At 60.8% G+C, this 21,281-nt stretch carries 20 protein-coding genes; 6 read left to right on the top strand and 14 right to left on the bottom strand.

Annotation, left to right across the window (positions count from 1 at the left end; all coding sequences use genetic code 11):
• The first annotated feature begins 24 nt into the window (after positions 1-24).
• Positions 25-552 (top strand): GNAT family N-acetyltransferase, encoded by a 528-nt coding sequence (locus HFX_RS11385; RefSeq protein WP_004059847.1) that lies wholly within the window; start codon positions 25-27, stop codon positions 550-552.
• A gap of 27 nt (positions 553-579) precedes the next feature.
• On the opposite strand, the gene HFX_RS11380 is transcribed toward HFX_RS11385, so the two are convergent.
• The 7 genes from HFX_RS11380 to HFX_RS11350 form a co-directional block, all read right to left on the bottom strand.
• Positions 580-1,161 (bottom strand): hypothetical protein, encoded by a 582-nt coding sequence (locus HFX_RS11380; protein WP_004059848.1) that lies wholly within the window; start codon positions 1,159-1,161, stop codon positions 580-582.
• A 104-nt stretch (positions 1,162-1,265) separates the two neighbouring features.
• The gene (locus HFX_RS11375; protein ID WP_004059850.1) at positions 1,266-1,907 is read right to left on the bottom strand and encodes a GNAT family N-acetyltransferase; all 642 of its coding nucleotides are present in this window, start codon (positions 1,905-1,907) and stop codon (positions 1,266-1,268) included.
• The gene (locus HFX_RS11370) at positions 1,904-2,542 is read right to left on the bottom strand and encodes a GNAT family N-acetyltransferase (protein WP_004059851.1); all 639 of its coding nucleotides are present in this window, start codon (positions 2,540-2,542) and stop codon (positions 1,904-1,906) included. Before HFX_RS11370 ends, HFX_RS11375 begins: the two co-directional genes overlap by 4 nt.
• A gap of 203 nt (positions 2,543-2,745) precedes the next feature.
• Positions 2,746-3,924: a low temperature requirement protein A gene (locus HFX_RS11365; protein ID WP_004059853.1), complete on the bottom strand. Its 1,179-nt coding sequence runs from the start codon at positions 3,922-3,924 to the stop codon at positions 2,746-2,748.
• 123 nt (positions 3,925-4,047) lie between these two features.
• Positions 4,048-4,863, bottom strand: a complete 816-nt coding sequence (locus tag HFX_RS11360; RefSeq protein ID WP_004059855.1) for an SDR family oxidoreductase — start codon at positions 4,861-4,863, stop codon at positions 4,048-4,050.
• Between the two features lie 182 nt (positions 4,864-5,045).
• A complete protein-coding gene (locus HFX_RS11355) occupies positions 5,046-5,837 on the bottom strand; it encodes a helix-turn-helix transcriptional regulator (protein ID WP_004059857.1) in 792 nt (263 codons plus the stop codon).
• A 117-nt stretch (positions 5,838-5,954) separates the two neighbouring features.
• Positions 5,955-8,342 (bottom strand): heavy metal translocating P-type ATPase, encoded by a 2,388-nt coding sequence (locus tag HFX_RS11350; RefSeq protein ID WP_004059859.1) that lies wholly within the window; start codon positions 8,340-8,342, stop codon positions 5,955-5,957.
• Between the two features lie 130 nt (positions 8,343-8,472).
• Between HFX_RS11350 and HFX_RS11345 the strand changes: the two genes are divergently transcribed.
• A complete protein-coding gene (locus HFX_RS11345; protein ID WP_004059861.1) occupies positions 8,473-9,027 on the top strand; it encodes an ArsR/SmtB family transcription factor in 555 nt (184 codons plus the stop codon).
• A 50-nt stretch (positions 9,028-9,077) separates the two neighbouring features.
• The gene (locus HFX_RS11340; protein ID WP_004059863.1) at positions 9,078-10,535 is read left to right on the top strand and encodes a replication factor C large subunit; all 1,458 of its coding nucleotides are present in this window, start codon (positions 9,078-9,080) and stop codon (positions 10,533-10,535) included.
• A 43-nt stretch (positions 10,536-10,578) separates the two neighbouring features.
• Here the strand turns inward: HFX_RS11340 and HFX_RS11335 are convergent, their stop codons facing one another.
• From HFX_RS11335 to HFX_RS11315, 5 genes are all read right to left on the bottom strand, one after another.
• The gene (locus HFX_RS11335; RefSeq protein WP_004059864.1) at positions 10,579-10,812 is read right to left on the bottom strand and encodes a hypothetical protein; all 234 of its coding nucleotides are present in this window, start codon (positions 10,810-10,812) and stop codon (positions 10,579-10,581) included.
• A gap of 98 nt (positions 10,813-10,910) precedes the next feature.
• Entirely contained in the window at positions 10,911-11,639 is a 729-nt protein-coding gene (locus tag HFX_RS11330) for an amino acid ABC transporter ATP-binding protein (protein WP_004059865.1), read from the bottom strand.
• Complete coding sequence (locus HFX_RS11325; RefSeq protein ID WP_004059866.1) at positions 11,636-12,469, bottom strand: amino acid ABC transporter permease; 834 nt, start codon at positions 12,467-12,469, stop codon at positions 11,636-11,638. The genes HFX_RS11330 and HFX_RS11325 overlap by 4 nt, the downstream gene beginning before the upstream one ends.
• A 48-nt stretch (positions 12,470-12,517) precedes the next feature.
• Complete coding sequence (locus HFX_RS11320) at positions 12,518-13,315, bottom strand: basic amino acid ABC transporter substrate-binding protein (RefSeq protein WP_004059868.1); 798 nt, start codon at positions 13,313-13,315, stop codon at positions 12,518-12,520.
• Positions 13,316-13,545: 230 nt separating this feature from the next.
• Positions 13,546-14,379, bottom strand: coding sequence for a COX15/CtaA family protein (locus HFX_RS11315; RefSeq protein WP_049917494.1), 834 nt, complete (start codon positions 14,377-14,379; stop codon positions 13,546-13,548).
• Between the two features lie 138 nt (positions 14,380-14,517).
• Here HFX_RS11315 and HFX_RS11310 point away from each other — a divergent pair, with 138 nt between their 5' ends.
• Positions 14,518-15,624 carry a M24 family metallopeptidase gene (locus tag HFX_RS11310; protein WP_004059871.1) on the top strand — a complete coding sequence of 369 codons (1,107 nt, stop codon included), beginning with the start codon at positions 14,518-14,520 and terminating at the stop codon, positions 15,622-15,624.
• Positions 15,625-15,753: 129 nt separating this feature from the next.
• The gene (locus HFX_RS11305; protein ID WP_004059874.1) at positions 15,754-18,009 is read left to right on the top strand and encodes an NADP-dependent malic enzyme; all 2,256 of its coding nucleotides are present in this window, start codon (positions 15,754-15,756) and stop codon (positions 18,007-18,009) included.
• Between the two features lie 40 nt (positions 18,010-18,049).
• Here the strand turns inward: HFX_RS11305 and HFX_RS11300 are convergent, their stop codons facing one another.
• Together HFX_RS11300 and HFX_RS11295 are read right to left on the bottom strand one after the other, a co-directional pair.
• A complete protein-coding gene (locus HFX_RS11300; RefSeq protein WP_049917496.1) occupies positions 18,050-18,739 on the bottom strand; it encodes a twin-arginine translocase subunit TatC in 690 nt (229 codons plus the stop codon).
• Between the two features lie 132 nt (positions 18,740-18,871).
• A complete protein-coding gene (locus HFX_RS11295) occupies positions 18,872-19,504 on the bottom strand; it encodes a ribonuclease H family protein (RefSeq protein ID WP_004059877.1) in 633 nt (210 codons plus the stop codon).
• A gap of 151 nt (positions 19,505-19,655) precedes the next feature.
• Here HFX_RS11295 and HFX_RS11290 point away from each other — a divergent pair, with 151 nt between their 5' ends.
• Complete coding sequence (locus HFX_RS11290; RefSeq protein WP_004059879.1) at positions 19,656-21,281, top strand: ABC transporter substrate-binding protein; 1,626 nt, start codon at positions 19,656-19,658, stop codon at positions 21,279-21,281.

Genomic DNA, 21,281 nt, shown 5'->3' with positions numbered 1-21,281 from the left:
TCCGATGCCGGCGCACCGCTCCCCATGAGCGAGACACCGGGCGGCGTCGAGATTCGACCGTACGAAACTTCGGATGCCGACGAATTCTGGGAACTCAAGCGCGGATTCGAACTCGGAATCGGTGAGGGGACCGGTGGCGACGACAAACTCACGACGTACGAAGCCAAGCTCACCGAGGACTATCGAACACGGTATCTCTCGTGGGTCGAGCGGTGCACGTCCGAGGACCCCGGCTGCGTTGTCGTCGCGGAAGCGACAGACGCGGACGGCGAGGGCGACTCCACGCTCGTCGGCTATGCGTTCGCGTTACCGGAGGAGATGACGTTTATCTGGGACGCAGCGGTGCTCAACGAACTCTTCTTAGTTCCCGAGTATCGCGGAACGGGTGTCGCAGATGCACTCATGGATGCGGTCCTCGACCACGCGCGGTCACAGGACCTCCCGCTGGACCGGATGGTCCTCGACGTAGACGAGGCGAACGACAGGGCGAGGGCATTTTACAGCCGATATGGGTTCGACCACTGGGGCGAACTCGTCGCGCGCGACCTCTGATGGTTGTCGAGCGCGTGTCGCCTGCAGTTATCGAAGGGTTGCGGTGGCCGCCCCGCCGATGACGCCGAGTACGACGGGGTAGACGATACCGGCGAGGAGCACGCTCGTCACCGGGTCGGGCCGAGCAGTCGCGTCACCGATGGTGATGGCGAACAGCGCGATACCCGCAAGCGCGACGGGGAGGTAGCCAAGAACGGTCGAACCACCGGCCATCGCACCCGACTTCGCCGACGACGCTCCGCTGAGGACTGCTGCGGCGACGCCTGCTGCGAGCAACGCCACCACGGGCACGGTGTAGAGGACGACCGAGAACGACTCGATGCCCTCGATGAGGTTTGCTGACGATGTCGTTCCGAACAGGCCCGGGAACGTCGTCGTGACGCCGTGGGCGTTCATGAACACCCAGCCGACGACCTTCCACGTAGAGATATCCGAGCCGAGCGCTTCGAGTATCTGACTCGCGGTCGAGTTCTCGATAGTCGACGAGGTGGCGACGTAGGTCACGAGATAGCCGAGGAGGGCCGCACCGAAACCGGCCACCGCACCGGTGCCGACCGTTTTTCGCGTCGACTGTGTCGAACTGGCGGTTGGTCGGGTTGCTACTGACATTGTATCGGTACCGGTTGTCGGTCTCCGGTATATGTCTCGTGGCCGTCGTGCTGGGCAGTCTCGCGGATGACTCGGCCACATTGCGCGCGGTGAAAGATACCGAATCAGATGACGTCGCTCGCGTCCCAGTAGAATTCGGCATCGTACTCGCCACCGGTCGTCTCCAGCCACTCCTCGCGGGAGACGCTGTAGACGAACTGGTCGACCACGTCGTCCCTAACCGGCAGACTATTTCGGTCGCGCCCGTCGCGGTCCCCGCCAAGTACAGCCATGTACTTCTCGATGGCCCGCTTTGAGTTCTCGTTCTCAACGGCGTGCTTGACTTCGACGATTTCGAGGTCGAGCACGTCGAAGGCCAACGCCACAAGTGCCTCGGCGCGCTCACCCGAATACCCACGACCCCAGTACCGCGGTCGAAGCCAGAAGCCGAGCGTGCCCGCCCGGCGGTCCCAGTCGGTGTGGAGACCACCGAAGCCGGCGAGTTCACCCGCACTGTCTTCACCCTCACGCGGGAAGACGGCGAACTGGGCGCTCTCGGCGTCGTTCCACTTCGACGCGCAGTCGTCGAGGAAGTCCTTGGTCACCTTCGGCGTCTCGTGGCGCGACCACGGCATGTACGTCGTCACCTCGTCCATCTCCGGTTTCGAACAGACCTCGTACACGTCGAGCGGGTGGACGGCCTCTGGGGTTGCGGCCGCGAGTCGAAGCCGGTCCGTTTCGATAACTTCCGGAAAGAGGTCGCTCATTCGCGGTCCTCCCAGCGGAACTCGGCGTCGTACTCGCCGTCGGTCGCGCCTTCCCACTGCTCGCGCGTCACCGAGTAGGTGTGCACGTCGAGGGGTGTCCCGTCCAAGGTGCAGGTGGCGTTTCGGAACAGGCCGTCGTGTTGGCCGCCGAAGCGGTCGACGTACTTCTCGATAGCCCGAATGGACTTCTCGTTCTCCGGGTCGACCTGCACGTAGGCGACTTCGAGGTCGAGCACGTCGAAGACGGCCGCAAAGAGCGCCGCAGCGCGCTCGCCCGAGTAGCCCCAGCCCCAGAATTTCTTCCGGAGCCACATGCCGAAGACGGCACGGCGCTTGTCCCACTCGGGCTTGAACCCGGTGGTCCCGGCGAACTCGCCGGCGCCGTCTTCGCCGTCACGGGGGAAGACCGCGTAGATGGCGTTTTCAGCCTTTTTGTGGCCTTCCTCGGCGAGGGTCAAGAAATCAACCCCTTCTTTCGGTGTCTCGTACGGAGTCCACGAGACGTACTCCGTCTCCTCTTCGATGGTGTCCGACCGCGAGGCGGCGAAGTAGTCGTAGGTAGCTAGCGGGTCGACAACCTCCCGCGACATGGCGCGAAGCCGAAGCCGTGGGGTGACAATTTCATCGGGAAACATGGAACAGAGCGCACTCGGAGGGGAGTAATAAGTTTTCCTATATTTGACACATGTTCTCGGCTGTCGTGGTATCCGTTTCGACTGGAGCGCCCGCTGATTACTCGCACGAAACGGGGTCCAAAACTACTGGCTAGCGTCATCAGAAGTAGAAATTTGGTTCGCTCGTGAGGTCCGGCCTTTGGTAGGGGTGGCCGGAAGTCCCGTTACTGCCCCGGTCCCGTTTCGCTGCTCCGAAGTCGGTTCCGGTGGTCGGACCAGACCGTCTCGTAAACCGCGAGGCCGACGAACAAAGCGGTAAGGAGTGCCAGGGCTGTGAGTGCTGTGACCTGCGTGGCCACCGGAATCAGCGCGACAGCGACGATACCAACGACGAGACGGAGAACGCTAACGGTTCGATGGTCGCGGTATCGGAAGGCGTTGTGGCCGAACAGGTACAGGCCACACCCACCGCAGAACGCGATAGCCGGTATCAGACCGAGTGGTTCACCGACGTGGGTGATGGTCTGCTCGATTCCGAGGGCGACGAAGATGATGCTCCCGACGATGAGCAGGTGGATGTAGCTGTAGGAGTCCCGTGCCAGCACAGTCCGATCGGTGCCCGTTTCCTTACTGAGTCGGTTCTCTGCGGCGAGGACGATGTAATCGAAGTAGAGCCACCACAATGCGATGACGAGGGTGATGCCGAGCAACGCCGCTCCGATAATGGTTGGTGTTCTCGGAATCTCTTCCGCACCAATACCGATAGCGATGAGCGACTCACCGAGGGCGATAATCATGATAAGCCGGTGGCGCTCGACGAAGTGTTCGACTTGGACGTGGAATCCTTCCACCCCTCGAACGAAGACGATGCCGTAGTCGATACCGATAGCCAACACCCAGAGACTGGCCTGAATCGCTCCATCGAAGAACCCGGCGACGACGAGTAGCGCAGGACCACCGAGGAACCCCGGCGCGATCCGTCGAACTGCGGTTTGTGTCTCTGGGGGTGCGACGACGGTATAGAGGACGATATGGAGGAGTCTAACGACGACGTACGCGAGGCCGAACAGTATCGCGTCGTCGCCGAAGGCATCGGGAACGGTGAGCGCAACGATGAGCATCGCCGCCATCGCGGTCAACACCACCAATCGAGCAGGCATCACTTCTTCGGCGTTGACAGTTCCGGTGAGCCACGAATAACAGACCCACGACCACCAGAGAACCCCGAAGAGTGCAGCACCCTGTGCGAGGCCGGCCCATGTGAGATGGTGGGCGAGAAAGCTCGTCACCTGAGTAAATGCGAAGACGAACACGAGGTCGAAGAATAGTTCGAGCGGAGTTACGGATTGCTCTCGTTCTCCTGCATCTGTCGATACATCTACTGGTGTTTCGGGCGTACTCATCGTCTATTACCGCAAATAACGGGAGAATCTGGAATAAACCTCTGGGGCAGGGCGCGCTGCCCTGTGCCGCCTACTGCACTTCCCTCACGCCAACAGCGTCGGTCTGGTTCCATTGCCGGGTCGTTAGTTTGCGAGTCCGCCGTTCACGCGAATCGTTTGGGCGGTGATCCAGCCAGCTTGCTCTGTACAGAGGAACGCGAGTACTGGGATTACGTCGCTCACCTTACCCAGTCGATTGGCGATACTGAGCGACTTGTAGAACTCCGTGGACTCCTCAGTTTCACTGGGATGGTAGAACGATGTATCGACCGGTCCCGGCGCAACTGTGTTGACAGTGATTCCCCGGTTCCCGATTTCCTTCGCAAGCATCTTCGTGAACTGTTCGGTCGCCGCCTTCGCACCAGCGTAGACCGAGTACTCCCCAGTCATCACCCCAGTTAATGTCGTCGAGAGATTGAGGATTCGGCCATCGTCGTTCATGTGTCGGGCAGCCTCACGTAGGCAGAAGAACGTCCCTTTGGTGTGGACGTTGAACATCCTATCGAACTCGTCTTCACTCACCTCTGCAACCGGCTTTTTCAGCATCACACCGGGCGTGTTGATGAGAATATCCACACCACCGAGTTCGTCGATTACCTGTTCGTACAGTGCTTCGATAGACTCGACATCGGTCACGTCGGCTTGAATCGCGGTGGCCGTACTATCGAACTCCTGAACTGCATCGACGACGGCGGCAGCAGTGTCCACATCGCTGTGGTAGTGGACAGCGACATCTGCGCCGAGAGCGCCGAGCATTTTCGCGGCTTCGCTTCCCATACTCCCGGAACCCCCTGTTACGAGTGCGACCTTTCCGTCAAGCGGGCGGTCGTTGAGTAGTTCCTGAACATCTCCTGCGATGTCAACTGGCGTGTCGCTCTGGCTTGGCTGATTTTGAGCCATATGCAACGATAGGTCAGAGACCGATTAGTGATTCCCACTGCAACGAAACGGCGATATTGCACCCCGCGCAATCACACGTGGAATCGGTCGTCCCCAAGGACTGTTGTAACTATTTATCGGTGACCGTGTCCCGGTGCTGACGACACCGATAAGAGACTACAACAGTTATGAGCCACCCGATCTCAAGGTTCGAACGCATCCGCGCCGACCCGAGTCGCTTGACTACAGTACGTCTCGAACAGATCCGTTGCCCATGAGAAGATGTCCTTGTTCTCACATTCGATGAGCGCCACAATCAGTCCATTTTCATCACTCGGAGTAAGTAACACCCTCTCATCGACGATTTTCAGATTCACCGGCAGTGAGCCATCGTACTGGTAGAGCGGCACATCGTTCGTAATCATCTCTTTGAACCAGTGTCTCGTTTCACTATTCTGGTTCACTGTCCTCATCGCCTCACGTGTGAGGACGACTTCTGTCCGCTGCCGCCCTTCAATGACAGCCTCGTAGTGTGGCCGGGAAGCGTTCGGATCAATCGCATGTTTGAGGATTCGAGTTCGGTTCGACGATTCGAGAATCTGCCCGACGCGTCGTGCTGGAGCAGCAGGGTCTGAAGACGTTGGTTCGGTTATTTCTGCCCCACGAAGCTGGTGTATCTTGAGTCCGAGTTCATCGAACGGGAGGTACTGTGCGAGGTGTTGGGTCTGTTGAGTGGTGGTGACAGTATCTACGAGCGAGGAGATGTCATTGGCGATGGCTGACCCGAACCGAGTCGTCACGTATTGTCGTCCGTCCTTCGCCACCCATCCTCGGTCTTCAAATTGCCGTAGTAACCGACTCAGCGTAGCCCGGGAGATATCGAGTGCCTCGATGAGTTCGTCCCGACTGTACGGACGTTTTGCGAGCAATTTGATTGCTCGGATACGGGTGTTCGCCCGAGCAAGGAACTGAACATCATCGAAGGGCTCAGTCATGGTTGAAACTCGGTATTACTGCCTCTTAGTGTCCCGGATAATCCAATCTTTGAGAGAGTGCGCGCGCACCTTCGTGAAACTCGATTCTCAGCGCGACGGCGTCAGTGGATATCTACATCAACTGGCGGATTCGGTGTCGGAGTCGACAGCGAAGTCTGTATTGAGTCTCTCCCCACGGAGCAACTGCCCACCGAAACTATTCGCGAGGACGGCCGAGACGGAGAGTACCATCGCAATCATCGCGAACACCGGGTGGACGAGTCCCGTCGTCGCGGCGGTGACGCCGATTCCGTTGAACGAGAACGCGGCGAGGAGATTATGCTTCGTCTTCCGGTAACTGCTCGTTCCAATCTCGTACGCATCCATCACGCCCCCGAGTCGGTCTCCAACCAACACGATATCCGCCGATTCGATGGCGATATCGGTGCCTGCGCCGATGGCGATGCCGATGTCGGCCTGTGTTAGCGCGGGCGCGTCATTGATTCCGTCCCCAACCATCGCAACGCGCTCGCCACCCTCCTGCAATCGGCGAATCTCGTCGCGCTTGTCGTCGGGAAGGACGCCAGCCATCACCCGAGAGATGTCGACTCGCTCTGCGACAGCGTTGGCGGTCCGCTCGTTGTCGCCGGTAATCATAACGGGCGTGACACCGACTGCTTGCATTCGCTCGACGGTCTCCGCGGCGTCGTTCTTTACGGGGTCGCCGATGGCGACGAGGCCGACGACTTCAGCCGCGTCAGCGGAATCGCGTCGTGATTCGGTGACGGCGACGCAGACCACGGTAGAGCCACGTCCTTGGAGTCTGTCGATGTCGTCCTGGGCGGCAGTGAGGTCGATTCCAGTCTCGGTTAGCCAAGCTGGTTTTCCGACCAGAATCCGCGCTGTTTCGGTTTCTGCACGGACTCCTTTGCCGGTCACGCTATCGAACTCGTCCGGCGTGGGAAACTCGACGTTGTGCTCGTGGGCGTAGTCGAGAATAGCGTCCGCAAGCGGGTGCTCGCTGAACACTTCGGCACTGGCCGCCAAACGAACGACGTCAGTCTCGTCCCGGTCAAGTGTGTCCGCCTCGTCCCGGTCGAGTGTGTCCGCCTCGTCCCGGTCGAGTGTGTCCGCCTCGTCCCGGTCGAGTGTGTCCGCCTCGTTGCGACCGAGTGCGACGACCTCCTCGACGGCAGGCTTACCCCTCGTGATAGTCCCGGTCTTGTCGAGGACGACGGTGTCCACGTCTTGGAATATCTGGAAGGCGTCGCCGCTGCGCATCAGAATCCCTCGGTTTGCGGCGAGTCCGCCACCTCGGATAAGGGCGAGCGGCGTCGCCATCCCGAGCGCACACGGATACCCGAGGACGAGGACGGCCAGCGCCGCGAACGCCCCGCGCTGAACGTTCGGTGTCGTCCCGAGCGGACCGCCTGCCCAGACGGCGGGAGCAAGTACCCAGAACAAGAAGGACGCAACAGCGATAGTGAGGACGCCGGGGACGAAGTACTTCAGCACGCGGTCCGCTAACTGGACGATACCGGGTTTCATCGTCCTCGCCGCCTCGATTTGCCGCGCAACCTGATTCAAGAACGCGTCGTCGCCGGTGGCGGTCACTTCTACGAGAAGCGTTCCGGTTTCGTTGATGCTTCCGCCAATCACCCCGTCGCCCGGTTTCTTGTCTACGGGAACGGACTCACCCGTCGCGACGCTCTCGTCCACGGCGGTTTCGCCTTCAACGATGGTGCCGTCCACAGGGACGCTTTCGCCGGGTTTGACGCGCACGTGGTCGCCCACTTCCAGTTCGCTGACACCGACTTCTTCGACCGTACCGTCGTGGACGCGCCGGGCGGTATCGGGTCGAAGGTCGAGCAGCCCTTGTACTGCTCGTGAGGCCCGCGTTCGAACGATGAGGCTCGTGTACTCGGAGAGGATGTGATACGTCGTGATGAACACCGAGACGGCGAAGAAGTGGACCGTCGGGAACGCCGGAAAGACGAACAGCCCGAGGAATCCCCCAAACAGTCCGGCGAACGCGCCGGCTTCGAGGAGGACGTGTTGATTGAAAATGCGGCGTCGAAGGCTGTTGTACGCCTTCTCGATGATATATCGACCGGGGCCGAACACCGTCCCCAGTGCGAGACCGAGGGTCACGAGGTCCATCCAGAGCGCGTCCGATTCGAAGGACCCTCGAACGAAAATCATGAACAGCATCAGTCCGGCCGTCACGAGCGATGCCACGCCCGCGAGCGTCAATCGTCGCTTGGCCTGTTCGACTTGCTTTTGCTGTTCCTCGAATCGCTTCTGCTTGTCCGGGTCGCGGATGGTGTAGCCGAGGTCGCGTAGCGTATCCTTGAGTTCGACCTCGCTGAGCAGGTCTTCGTCGTACCGTAGGCGCACCTCTTCGTGGGCGAGGCTCACGTTCACTTCCTCGACGCCCTCCGTTCGTTTGTACGCCTTACGGATACTCTCGGCGCAGAACGAACACGACATTCCCCCGATGTCGTAGTGGACGCGTGCGGTACTCATCGTGATTCATCTTTGGAGTGGAGCAGTGAAAGGCACTATGATAGATTTTGTACCGGTTCTATATTCATCCAACTGGTAGCATAGATTCACGACAGCCTTAGGATTCCCAGACCCATATCTAGTGACACAGATGTCGCTCCTCGAAACCGATGTTCCAGTACGGAACATCATCACGATGGCTCCGGAGAAAGCAAAGGCGCTGGAAAACGACGTACGCGCGAAAATTCTCGATATGCTGGCCGACCGGGAGATGACCATCAGCGAGATTCACGAGGAGTTGCAACGGCGCGGTGAGGACAAAGTAGAGACGACAGTTCGGCACCACGTTACCATCCTCAAAGACGCTGGTCTCATCGAAATCGCCCGGCTCGAAGATGCCAGCGGGGGGACACTCAGATACTACAAATCGAATACGCGCGTGTTCGCGTACGACCTCCCCGAAGAGAGTGCGGACGAACTACGCGAGGCGCAAGCGACGGCGCGGGAGGGGGTCACTTCGCTTATCGAGCAGTTGTACCGCGAACACGGCGAGCGTATCGAGGCGGTCGCGCGGGAGCTACAACCGTGTGAGTACTGCGAGACACAGCATTACGAGGAGTTCGTGGTCTACGAGTTACTCAACCGGGCGCTGGCCGACGTGAGCGAAGACGGAACGTTCGACGAATTGACCGACGAGACCACGTAGGCGAACGCCGCTCCGCAATCACTAAACGCGCCTCGTTCCTTCCTCCGGTAATGGTAGACTGGACGGAGAAGTACCGCCCATCGTCGCTCTCCGAGGTCCGCGGCAACAACAAGGCTCGCGACGCCCTCGCAGAGTGGGCTAAATCGTGGGACGACCACCGAGAGGCTGTTGTCGTCTACGGGAGTCCGGGCATCGGAAAGACCTCTGCCGCCCACGCGCTCGCGTCGGACATGGGCTGGGAGACGGTCGAATTGAACGCGTCAGACCAGCGAACCGGCGATGTCATCGAACGCTTCGCCGGGCGCGCTGCGAAGAACGCGACGCTTTCCGGGTCGTCGACGGGCACGTCCACCCGACAGTTGGTCATCCTCGACGAAGCGGACAACATCCACGGCAACTACGACCGCGGCGGGTCCAGTGCCGTGACGAAACTCGTCAAGTCGTCGAGCCAACCTATCGTCCTCATCGCCAACGAGTTCTACGACATGAGTCGCGGCCTGCGGAACGCCTGTCAGGAAATCGAGTTCCGCGACGTGTCGGCGCGTTCTATCGTTCCCGTCCTCCGCGATATCTGCCGGAAGGAAGGACTGGAGTTCGAATCGGACGCCCTCCAAGCAATCGCCGACATGAACAGCGGCGACCTGCGCTCGGCGGTCAACGACCTCCAGGCAATCGCCGAGGGACGCGACAAAATCACGGAAGAAGACGTGATTATGGGCGACCGCGACCGCTCGGTCGGTCTGTTCGAGTTCCTCGACGCCGTTCTCAAAGAGGAATCCGCACAAGAGGCGCTCTACACCGCCTACGACGTGGACGAGACGCCGGACGACCTCACGAAGTGGGTCGAGGACAAAGTCTCTCTCGTCTACGAACCGGACGAACTCGCCCGCGCCTACGAATTCCTCGCCAACGCCGACCGCTGGCTGGGTCGCGTTCGCGCCTCGCAGAACTACTCGTACTGGCGCTACGCGACGGACAACCTCGCCGCCGGTGTCGCCGCGTCGCGGGACCGAACCCGCGGCGGGTGGACTCGCTACGGGGGCGCACCCTATCGGTCGACCCGAGACAAGACACGCGATACCGTCGTCCGGAAAATCGCCGAGAAAGGCGGATTCAGCATGTCGACCGCCCGCCGCGAAGTGCTTCCTTATCTCTCGGCGGTGACCCATCACTGCAAGCCCCGGGAGTTGACGGTTGCGATGACCGCGTACTACGACTTCGACACCTCTCACGTCTCGTTTGTCACCGGGAGCGGTGAGACGACGAACAAAGTCCAGTCCATCGTCGAAGACGCCGAAGAACTCCGCGAGGAACTGGTCGAAGAACACGCCGGTGGAGCGTTCGCCGGAATGGAGGATGTCTCCATCGATGGCGAAAACGGGGGCGAGACCGACGCCGCGACCGACGGAGACGACGATGTTCTCAACCGCGACGACGAATCCGCGGCGAGCGACGAAGCCGAGGCGTCGACCGACGACGGTCAGTCTGGGCTGAGTGACTTCTTCTAATCGAGCCGCTGCTGCTGATTCGTTCGTTAATTCGACCGCCTGATTACGCCGTCGGCGTCGGCAGTCGGTCCGCTGCTTCTGCCTCGTCGGACTCCAGTCCGTTCCAGACGACCTCGCCGCAGTCCGGACAGTCGATTCGCCGGGTGTGGTCGTCGGTTGTCTGTACCGGCCACTCGTCGATGTGCGCGGCGCGACCACAGGTTTGGCAGAACAGAATCGCCTTCCGTCGTTCGAAATCGGGGGGTTCAGAGCTGAAGTTGCGAATTACGTCGTTCATGCCGCAGTGAAGCGGCAGTTCCGCGTATAAGCTTGTTGGATGGTTGTCGGGTGTGTGCCCGACTCACTCAGCACACACGGGTGCAAGTGGGCCCCAACTCAGAGCAACTTCGAGAGGAACTGTTTGCCCCGGTCAGTTCGTGGGTTCTCGAAGAATACTTCGGGCGGCGAATCCTCGACGACACGGCCGTCGGCCATGAGGACGATGCGGTCGCCCACTTCGCGGGCGAAGCCCATCTCGTGGGTGACGACGAGCATCGTCATCCCCTCCTCGGCGAGTCCGTGCATCACTTCGAGCACTTCCCCGACCAGTTCGGGGTCGAGTGCGCTTGTCACCTCGTCGAAGAGCATCACGTGCGGGTCCATCGCGAGGGCGCGAGCGATGGCGACGCGCTGTTGCTGGCCGCCGGAGAGTTGATTCGGGTAGGAGTCGGCCTGATCGCCGAGACCGACGCGGTCGAGAAGCGTCTCCGCATTTCGTTTCGCGGTGGCCTTGTCGACTCCTTTGACCTTCTGCGGCCCGAGCGTCACATTCTCCAGCGCCGTCTTGTGGGGGAAGAGGTTGAAGCTCTGGAACACCATCCCGATGCGCTGACGCAGTCGGTTGATATCCGCTTCGGGGTTGGAGATTGACTGTCCCGCGAGTCGAATCTCACCGTCCTGAATCTCTTCGAGGCGGTTCGCACAGCGAAGGAGCGTGGACTTCCCGGACCCAGAGGGGCCGATGATGACGCACACTTCTCCTTCTTCGACGTGCAGGTCGACGTCTTTCAGGACGTGCGTCTCGCCGAAGTACTTGTTTACCTTCTCGAATTCGAGGAGGCTCATCGTCGGTCACCTCCCCACTCGGCACGGGATTCGAGGTGTCGAACCACCTTGCCGAGCGGCAGCGTGATTCCGAGGTAGGCGATGGCGACGAGCAGAATCGGCGTCCACGGATCGAACGTCGTAGAATTGACGTTCCGGAAGGCACTGATGAGTTCCTCAACAGCGATAACCGTCAGGAGTGAGGTGTCCTTCACGAGGATGACCTGATCGTTACCGATGGCGGCGAGCGCATTGCGCCACGCCTGCGGCAGCACGACTTCGCGCATCGACTGGACGTAAGACATTCCAAGCGAGCGGGCCGCCTCCATCTGACCTTCCGGAACAGCGTTGATGCCGCCGCGGACAGCCTCACCGACGTACGCGGCGTGGTTGAGCGTCAGGCCGATAATAGCAGCCGGAATTGCCCAGTTCGAGATGGGGAATTGACCCGGCGGCCAGAACGCGGGAATCCCGAAGAAGATGACGACAAGTTGGAAGAGAAGCGGCGTTCCACGGAAGAACTCGACGTAGCCACTCGCAACCATATTTGTAATTCTGGTCTTCGAAACGCGGCCGAGGCCGACGAAAATGCCGGCGATGATAGAGAGGACGCTCCCCGCCAGGAAGATGCCGAGCACCCGCAGGTACGCGAAGACGAACTGCGGGTAGATAATCTCGACGAACAGGTCGAAGTCGACCTGTGTGAATATGATGGCAGCGATAAAGACACCGACACCAAGCGTAAATAGTGTCGCAACTGCGGCACCAGCGAGTTTGAGCGTCTTGTCGTTCAAAAACTGCTCCTCGTATCCGTCGTCGGCGGCTCGCCCCTCAGAGTATGATTCTGCCATTGGTAATTAATCTCACAGTGGTGTAATAAAATCGCGTGGTGGTTCGGATTAGCCGGAGAAGTACTTCGAGTAAATCTCGTCGTACGTCCCGTTTTCTCGAATCGTCTCGAGTGCGCCGTTGACCTCCTTGCGGAACTCGTCGTCGTCTTGGCGGAACCCGATGCCGTACTCTTCGACGGTGAGCGTGAGGTACGGCGGAGCGTTTTTGCCCTGCTCCTCCGCGGCACCGGAGCCTTCGAGGAATGTGACGCTGTCACTCTGGTTGACGAACTCGGCGTTAACCGTGTTGTCGTTGATGACGGCGACGACCTGGTTGTTCCTGAGCGCGTCGAACGCGCCGGGAATCTGGTCGTACCGCTGGATGTTCAGGTTGCCGTCGAACTCTTCTTTGAGTGAATCGGCCGCGGCCGCGCCGGTCGTCCCCTTCTGAACGCCGACGGTCTTCCCTTTGAGGTCCTCCTTCGAGGAGATGTCGCCGTTTTTGAGGACGACGACAGTCTGGTACGCCGTGAAGTACGGGTCGGAGAAGTCGATCTCCTCGGCGCGTTCTTCGGTGATGGTCATCGCAGACATGATGACGCGGAAGTTCCCGTTTTTCAACGCCGGGATGATACCGTCGAAGCTCGTCGGTTTGAACCTGTGTTCATAGCCGAGTTGGTCGGTGAAGACGGCCTGTGCGATTTCGACGTCGAAGCCGACGAGTTCGCCTTCGGTCGTCTCGTACTCGAACGGCCGGTACGGAATGTCCGAACCGATGACAATCTCGTCTCCACCACCGAGACAACCAGCCAACGTGAACGCGGCCGCAGCCCCTGCCGATCCCTTGAGATAGGTACGACGTTTCATAACAAGCCACAGGTGGCACTCCCCCTATAACACTTCTTCGGTCGAAACATCAATTCGCGCCTATTTTGGTGAAAATTGCCAGCAAAGAAAGAAAATCGATAAGAAATCGATTAATTTTCGAACACTCTACAACTTTAAACATCTTGATTGTGTATGACTATCATTCTGTCACTGATTTTCGATTCGACAGACGGGAAAACGTATCCGAAGAAGCGGTATTGGCCGCGAACTCAGTCTGCGTCGTTTGTAACGCTCGTCTGTGGGATTGGGAGACCGCCGCGGACGACGACCGCTGCACCGACGACGAGGACGAGTGCGATGACTGTTCCGCCGAGATGAGCCAGTTGGAGTATCGGGTCGTACACCTGCCGTCCGGCGATGAGGAGGGTGACGACGATTGCGCTCGCGGGTGCGAGGGATACCTTGAGGCGGCCGTACGCATCTGCGCGCGCACCGTGTGCGGCGCTGGTCCAGAGTGTCGCGGAGAGGAGCGCGCCGTACGTTGTGAGACCGACGACGTAGTATACGGCCTGCGTCAGCGGGCCGAACGAGACGAACATGTGGGGAGCGAGGACGAGCATAATCGGCATCCCGACGAGCGCCAGCCGGACCGCGTCGGCGATACGGGGAATTCCGCGGTTGGAAAGCCCCCACGCGGCGGCGGCGACAATCGCAGTGAAGATTGATGTGGCAACGACGTAGTGGGCGGTGAGGATGACCCACTCGTACTCGGTGACGGTGAGTGCACCGAGGACGATTTGGAACGGAAGGATGGCGGTGGCGACCACGAGTGCGTATCGGACGCGCTTCGAGACGCCTTCGCGCCACGCTTTTATCGTCGTTCCGAGGATGACGAAGCCGGTAATCATGGCGACGAGTCGGTGGAACCATTCGAGGAAACTGCCCCAGTTGGCCGGGAACAGTCCGAGGAAGCCGTCGCAGAAGGGCCAGCGACCGGCACACGTGAGTCCGGCACCCGCGGCGGCGGTGTAAACCCCGAGCACCATCAGGATACCAGTCAGCACGGCGGACCCCGCGAGGAGGCGGCGAAGCCGAGGTGTCATACGCGGGGGTCAGGCCCGCGCAAACTTATACCTCGTAGGTACGTCCGTCGAAGGTGTCACATTTCGTATTGTTCCGGTTCGGGCGTCGCTTCTCAACTGAGTCGTCCCATTCAAGTCGGTGCAGTTGGACGACCGACTATGGACGAGCGACTCGCATCTCGGGCAGACCGCCTCGACACGTACCTCGAAACACACGACATCGAGGCAGTCTGGTTCGCCCGCCCGAACTCCTTCGCGTGGCTCCTCGGCGGCGACAACGTCGTCGACCGCGACGCACCCATCGGTGTCGCGGCCGCCGGCTACGACGGCGAGGAGTTCCACGTCGTGACCGACAACATCGAGGCCACGCGACTGCTCCACGAAGAAGTCCCGCACGAAGACGTTCGTATTCACCGCTACCAGTGGCACGAAGGGTCTCTCGCGTCCGGCGTCGCGACGGTTTCTCCGACACCTGCGGCCGCGGACTTCGACGTACCCGGATTCGACGAGGTGGACGCCTCGGCAGTTCGTCAACCACTCACCGAAGCCGACATCGAGGCGTACCGCGAACTCGGCCGCGACGTGGCGAGCGCCGTCGAGCGGGTCTGTCGAGAACTCGAACCGCAGGACACGGAACACGAAGTCGCCTCGGGCCTCCGCGTCACACTGCACGCGATGGGTATCGAGACGCCCGTCGCCCTCGTCGGCGGTGCCCGACGCGCCCAGAAGTACCGGCATTACACGCCGACCGAAGAGGAACTCGGAGACTACGCGCTCATCTCCGTGACGGCCCAACGGGACGGTCTTTACGCGAGTTGTACGCGAACCGTCGCGTTCGACGCGCCCGACTGGCTCGAAACGCGACACGAGAAGACGATGCAAGTAGAAGTGGAAGCGCTTGCGGCGACGAAGCGAGTGGCGGCCGAAGGGGGAACGGCGGCGGATGTGTTCGACTCCATCCGCGACACCTACGACGAGGTCGGCAAATCCGACGAGTGGCTGAATCACCATCAGGGCGGTGCCGCCGGATTCGCCGGACGAGAGTGGTTCGCCGCACCCGACGCGGACGATGCTGTCCACGTGCCGATGGCCTACGCCTACAACCCAACCATCGAGGGCGCAAAGAGCGAGGACACGGTGCTCGTCACGGCTGACGACGTCGAAGTGTTGACGGCGACAAGCCAGTGGCCGACTCGGACAGTCGCCGCCGAAGACGGGTCGGTCGAACTCGAACGCCCCGAAATTCTTCACATCGAAACGGAGTAATTTTTGTGAGTGTGTGGCGCTGAACCGACGTCGAAACCCCCTTTTGTCCCCCAGTCATTCGACTACTGTCGAAAATACTGTTCGACGCCGTTGGATAGTTTTTTGCCCCCGGGCGAGGTGGTGTGATTCATGGGACTGGACGACGACTCACGAGAATATCACCGCCGGGACCCGCCCGGGAAAATAGAGATTGCCACGACAAAACCGACGAACACGCAGCGCGACCTGAGCCTCGCGTACTCCCCGGGTGTGGCGGCCCCGTGCCGGGATATCGACGAAGACGAAGACGCGGCATACGAGTACACCGCGAAGGGCAACCTCGTGGGCGTCGTTTCGAACGGGACGGCGGTCCTCGGTCTCGGTGATATCGGCTCGCAGGCGTCGAAGCCGGTCATGGAGGGCAAGGGCGTCCTGTTCAAACGCTTCGCCGACATCGACGTGTTCGACGTCGAACTCGACATCACCGACGTGGACGACTTCGTCGCCGCAACGAAGGCGATGGAACCGACCTTCGGTGGCATCAACCTCGAGGACATCAAGGCACCGGAATGTTTCGAAATCGAGCGACAACTCCGCGAAACGATGGATATCCCCGTGTTCCACGACGACCAGCACGGGACAGCCATCATCTCCGGGGCAGCACTGCTCAACGCCGCCGACGTTCTCGGTAAGGACCTCGAAGACCTCGAAATCGTCTTCTCCGGTGCGGGCGCGTCGGCGCTCGCAACAGCGCGATTCTACGTCTCGCTCGGCGCGAAAAAAGAGAACATCACGATGTGTGACTCGTCAGGTATCATCACCGAGTCACGCGTCAGTGCAGGCGACGTTAACAAGTACAAAGCCGAGTTCGCCCAGGACGTCGAAGAGGGCTCGCTCGCGCACGCCATGGAGGGAGCGGACGTGTTCGCCGGTCTTTCCGTCGGTGGCATCGTGAGTCAAGACATGGTCCGGTCGATGGCCGACAACCCCATCATCTTCGCGATGGCGAACCCGGACCCCGAGATTACCTACGAGGATGCCAAGAACGCCCGTGACGACACGGTCATCATGGCGACGGGTCGCTCGGACTACCCGAATCAGGTGAACAACGTTCTCGGCTTCCCGTTCATCTTCCGCGGTGCACTCGACGTGCGTGCGACTGAAATCAACGAGGCGATGAAGCGCGCCGCCGCCGAGGCACTCGCCGAACTCGCCCGGCAAGACGTACCCGACGCCGTCGTCAAAGCCTACGGCGACCACCCGCTGCAGTTCGGTCCCGACTACCTCATCCCCAAACCACTCGACCCACGTGTGCTGTTCGAAGTCGCGCCGGCCGTCGCGCAGGCGGCGATGACCTCCGGCGCGGCCCGAGAGCGCCTCGATATGAACGAGTACCGCGAGCGACTCGAAGCGCGCCTCGGCAAGTCCCGCGAGATGATGCGCGTCGTCCTCAATAAGGCGAAATCCGACCCCAAGCGGGTCGCCCTCGCCGAGGGGTCCAACGAGAAGATGATTCGCGCTGCCTACCAGATGCAAGAGGAGGGCATTGCCGAGCCAATCCTCGTCGGCGATACCACCACCATCCTGCGGAAGGCCGAAGAGTTGGGCCTCGAATTTGACCCGACCATCGCCAACCCCCACGACGGCGAGTGGAACCACTACGTCGACCATCTCTACGAACGCCGCCGTCGGAAGGGACTTACTCGTACCGAAGCGGCCGAACTCGTCCAGCAGGACTCGAATTACTTCGCCAGCGTGATGGTCTCCATGGACGACGCCGACGCGATGCTCACCGGTCTGACCCACCACTACCCCTCGGCGCTTCGACCGCCACTCCAGCTTATCGGCACGGCCGAGGACGCCAACTACGCGGCCGGTGTCTACATGATGACGTTCAAGAACCGCGTGGTCTTCTGTGCTGACACGACAGTCAATCTCGACCCCGACGAGGAGATTCTCGCGGAGATTACGAAACACACGGCCGAACTGGCCCGCCGGTTCAACGTCGAACCGCGCGCCGCACTCCTCTCGTACTCTAACTTCGGCAGCGTCCGTAACGAGGGAACTGCGAAGCCGCGTGACGCGGCGAGACTCCTCCAAAACGACCCCGAAGTGGACTTCCCGGTCGACGGCGAGATGCAGGCCGACACGGCCCTCGTCGAAGACATCCTCGAAGGGACCTACGACTTCGCGGAACTCGACGACCCGGCGAACGTCCTCATCTTCCCGAACCTCGAAGCGGGTAACATCGGTTACAAACTCCTCCAGCGCCTCGGCGGCGCGGAGGCCATCGGTCCTATGCTCGTCGGCATGGACAAACCCGTTCACGTCCTCCAGCGCGGCGACGAAGTCAAAGACATCGTCAACCTCGCAGCGACTGCGGTCGTGGACGCACAGCAGGAGTAATCGGTCCGGTAGTCGTATTTTTTCGGAGGCAACCCAATCGTCACCTGAAGTCAATCCACGCGACAGCGACCGCAACACCGGCCAGCGGCGGCATCGCGTAGAGGGCGAACGTCGTCGGGTCCGGCGGCGAGAAGAACGCGGCGAATGCCACTGTAAGCAAGAGTGCCATCCCTTTGGTCCGCTCACCGAGTCGGCTCGGAAGCGCCCCGGACCGAGCCAACCCGACGAGGAGCGGTGCAGTAGCCATTCCGAGTCCTCCAGCGACGGGCAAGAACAGTTCGAGTTCGAGGATTGCCTGCCGGGACCCGGATGCGAGTCGGTCCGTACTGATGAGGAGGTCGACAACGCTCGGAGCGACGAACCAGGTCAGTCCGACCCCGATGATGAACGCCGCAGCGGCAGAAATGAGGTATTTCGCGGCCGAACGGAGGTCGACCGCGGCGTCGCGGCCGGTCAGCAAGACGAGATGTGTCCCGCCGACGAGAGCACCCACGAGTCCGGCCAGTTCGAGGCGGACGAGAAGGTCAGGCGAGCCACTGGCGAACACGTCTGTTCGGAGTCCCGCAGTCGGCGAAAGGTATCCTGGGTCCCGAGCGGCGAAGAAGACGACAACCGCTACGAGGAGACTGCCGGCGATGAGTCGCGGTGCACGGCATCTGAGTGTCGCGGCGAGTGGCGACAGCCCGTATCCTCGGGGGTCGAACGGTTCGACGACTCCCGTCGTGTCCATGGTGTAGCTGTCGCTACGCCCCGTTGTCAACTTTTTGACGAGGAGGACTGTTTCGACGGGGGGTCGTAGAATGGGACCGCTCGCGCTCATCAACCTCCGACCGGTGAGTCGAGGCGTGGGGTCTGACGGTGTTCAGTCGCTCGCCCGACCTTCGAACCGGGACGGCGGCAGGTAGCTCGCGTCCGTTTCCGTCTCGAACTCCGGCGGGTCCGGAATCACGCACCGATTGGGGCGTCTGTTGACGTGTTCGTACTCGCTCGGTGAGTTCGCAAGCGGATGTGCGGGGTTCTCTCGGCTATCGATTCGGGCGGCACGAATCTCTTCGAAGCCGGAGATTCGAGCCTGAATCCCGCGCCAGTGGTGTTCACTCCCGGCGGGGACGACGATGCGCTTTGGCGACTTCCAGTCTGGGTGGTCGCTGGCGAGAACCGCGTTGTTGACGTTCGCTGCCAGGTCGTCGTGGTCGATAAGGACGCCAACACGGGAACCCGGTGGTGCCCGGTGGGCGAGCACGTCCAACCCGAGGTGGAGTGCTCGATACTCCGAGACGTTGTTGTCCGGAGCGACGTCTGGAAGCGCGATACGGGCGACTCGCTCGCCGTCGCGGGTCTCTATCACAACACCGAGTCCACCACCGTTCGGACGGTACGACCCATCCGTCGCGACGTAGAAGTGCCGTTGGTGCGTCCGCGGCGGGTGTGCGATGTGGGGCGTCGGCGACTCGTCGAACAAGTCCCTGAGGCTAGGACGGCCGGTCACGGCCATACAAATCGTTCAGCGATGGGGACTAATAAGCGTACCCCGTGTTGGAGTGGGATATGCACTATGGTGCTTGGTAACAATATATAGGTCGGACAATATATACTGGGGTTGTGGTCGGGCAAATTATAAGAATGGCCGACGCAATCTTCCTTCGATGGCTGATAACAATTCACACATTAATCGCCGCTCATACCTCAAATTAGCAGGCGGCGCAGCGGCCTCGGCTGCACTCGCCGGCTGTACCGGTGATGATGGTGAAGGGACAGAGACGACGACTACAGCCGGTGGGGGGAACGAGACTGAGACGACCACGACGCCGTCGGAAAACGGCGATACGTTCGATGTGACGATTACACAGGGGCAGATGCCGTCCGGTCTCGACCCGCACGACCACCGCGAAACACCGACGACTATCGTCGTCTTGCACGCGTACGAGGGCGTGTTGACCCGCGACGCCGACGGCGCAGTACAGACCGCGCTCGCAACGAACTACGAGCGAATCGAGGGCGAAAACGCGGTTCGGTTCGACCTCCGCGAGGGCGTCACCTTCCACAACGGCGACGAACTCACTCCCGAAGACGTGGCGTACAGTATCAACCGCGTCGTCGACGAGGAAGTCGGCTTCGCGAGCCCACAGAGTGACCAACTCGCCGGTGTCGCCGGTGCGGAGGCAATCGAGGGCGAAAACGCCGTCAAGGTGAACAACGACGGCCTGAACCCCATCGTGTTCTCCGAGTTCGCAACCTACCTCGACGTGATGCAACAGTCGTGGGTTGAGAACAACGACAAGTCGTACATCGCACAGAACGTAAACGGGACCGGACCGTTCAAACTCGATTCGTACACCGAAGACGAAGTCGTCGTCTTCTCCGCGTACGAAGAGTACTGGCAGGAACGCGCAGCGGTCGATACACTCACCTTCCGTGCCGCATCCGAGGCCAGTACGCGCGTGAACCAACTCCTCCAAGGCGAAACGGATGTCATCGTGAACGTCCCGCCACAGGAGGTTTCGCGCATCAACAACTCCGACAATGCCAGCATCGCCGCGGCACCGTCGACCCGGATTATCTACAACGGGCTTCGGTACGACCTCGAACCGTTCGATTCGGTCAAATTCCGTCAGGCGCTGAACTACGCCATCGACCTCGAAAGTATCGTTCAGAATATCCTCGGTGGGTTCGGCGCACAGACGGGCCAGCCGACGCTTCCCGAGTTCGTCGGTCACAACCCCGATATCGACCCGTATCCGTACGACCCCGACATGGCCGAGCAACTCGTCGAGGAGTCCGGCTACGCCGGTGCCGAAATCGAACTCAATACGCCGGTCGGTCGGTATCTGAAGGACCTCGAAGTCGCACAGGCGGTCGTCGGCTACATCGACGAACTCCCGAACGTCACGGCGACGGTTCGTCAGCGTGACTTCGGGTCGCTCGTGGACGAACTCCTCGCAGGTTCTATCGAAAAGCGTCCACCGTGGTTTCTCATCGGCTGGGGCGAAGCGACCTTCGATGGCGGTCTCGTCATGGAAGCGCTTCTCGCGTCGGACGGGACGCTCACCACGTGGAAGAACGACGAGTTCGATTCGCTTCTCGAACAGGCCGGAAACCAGTCCGGCGAGGAGCGAGAGGCGACGCTCCAGGAGGCGAACGCACTCGCACACGAGCAGGCTCCATGGATATTCCTGAACCAGCAGTTCAGCGTCTACGGCGTCAACAACGCCATCAAATGGGAACCCCGCTCCGACGAGCGCATTGATGCATACGCGATGAGCCAACCGTAG

Origin of the sequence: Haloferax mediterranei ATCC 33500 (assembly GCF_000306765.2) — an archaeon.
GTDB lineage: Archaea > Halobacteriota > Halobacteria > Halobacteriales > Haloferacaceae > Haloferax > Haloferax mediterranei.
This window is presented reverse-complemented; position numbering and strand designations above follow the sequence as displayed.

What these genes read in the sequence shown, in the direction of transcription:
- HFX_RS11325 (WP_004059866.1), bottom strand. Translation starts at nt 12,469, where the DNA reads ATGGCAGAATCATACTCTGAGGGGCGAGCCGCCGACGACGGATACGAG.
- HFX_RS11385 (WP_004059847.1), top strand. Translation starts at nt 25, where the DNA reads ATGAGCGAGACACCGGGCGGCGTCGAGATTCGACCGTACGAAACTTCG.
- HFX_RS11360 (WP_004059855.1), bottom strand. Translation starts at nt 4,863, where the DNA reads ATGGCTCAAAATCAGCCAAGCCAGAGCGACACGCCAGTTGACATCGCA.
- HFX_RS11310 (WP_004059871.1), top strand. Translation starts at nt 14,518, where the DNA reads ATGGACGAGCGACTCGCATCTCGGGCAGACCGCCTCGACACGTACCTC.
- HFX_RS11340 (WP_004059863.1), top strand. Translation starts at nt 9,078, where the DNA reads ATGGTAGACTGGACGGAGAAGTACCGCCCATCGTCGCTCTCCGAGGTC.
- HFX_RS11345 (WP_004059861.1), top strand. Translation starts at nt 8,473, where the DNA reads ATGTCGCTCCTCGAAACCGATGTTCCAGTACGGAACATCATCACGATG.
- HFX_RS11320 (WP_004059868.1), bottom strand. Translation starts at nt 13,315, where the DNA reads ATGAAACGTCGTACCTATCTCAAGGGATCGGCAGGGGCTGCGGCCGCG.
- HFX_RS11370 (WP_004059851.1), bottom strand. Translation starts at nt 2,542, where the DNA reads ATGTTTCCCGATGAAATTGTCACCCCACGGCTTCGGCTTCGCGCCATG.
- HFX_RS11365 (WP_004059853.1), bottom strand. Translation starts at nt 3,924, where the DNA reads ATGAGTACGCCCGAAACACCAGTAGATGTATCGACAGATGCAGGAGAA.
- HFX_RS11330 (WP_004059865.1), bottom strand. Translation starts at nt 11,639, where the DNA reads ATGAGCCTCCTCGAATTCGAGAAGGTAAACAAGTACTTCGGCGAGACG.
- HFX_RS11305 (WP_004059874.1), top strand. Translation starts at nt 15,754, where the DNA reads ATGGGACTGGACGACGACTCACGAGAATATCACCGCCGGGACCCGCCC.
- HFX_RS11350 (WP_004059859.1), bottom strand. Translation starts at nt 8,342, where the DNA reads ATGAGTACCGCACGCGTCCACTACGACATCGGGGGAATGTCGTGTTCG.
- HFX_RS11355 (WP_004059857.1), bottom strand. Translation starts at nt 5,837, where the DNA reads ATGACTGAGCCCTTCGATGATGTTCAGTTCCTTGCTCGGGCGAACACC.
- HFX_RS11315 (WP_049917494.1), bottom strand. Translation starts at nt 14,379, where the DNA reads ATGACACCTCGGCTTCGCCGCCTCCTCGCGGGGTCCGCCGTGCTGACT.
- HFX_RS11380 (WP_004059848.1), bottom strand. Translation starts at nt 1,161, where the DNA reads ATGTCAGTAGCAACCCGACCAACCGCCAGTTCGACACAGTCGACGCGA.
- HFX_RS11375 (WP_004059850.1), bottom strand. Translation starts at nt 1,907, where the DNA reads ATGAGCGACCTCTTTCCGGAAGTTATCGAAACGGACCGGCTTCGACTC.
- HFX_RS11290 (WP_004059879.1), top strand. Translation starts at nt 19,656, where the DNA reads ATGGCTGATAACAATTCACACATTAATCGCCGCTCATACCTCAAATTA.
- HFX_RS11335 (WP_004059864.1), bottom strand. Translation starts at nt 10,812, where the DNA reads ATGAACGACGTAATTCGCAACTTCAGCTCTGAACCCCCCGATTTCGAA.
- HFX_RS11300 (WP_049917496.1), bottom strand. Translation starts at nt 18,739, where the DNA reads ATGGACACGACGGGAGTCGTCGAACCGTTCGACCCCCGAGGATACGGG.
- HFX_RS11295 (WP_004059877.1), bottom strand. Translation starts at nt 19,504, where the DNA reads ATGGCCGTGACCGGCCGTCCTAGCCTCAGGGACTTGTTCGACGAGTCG.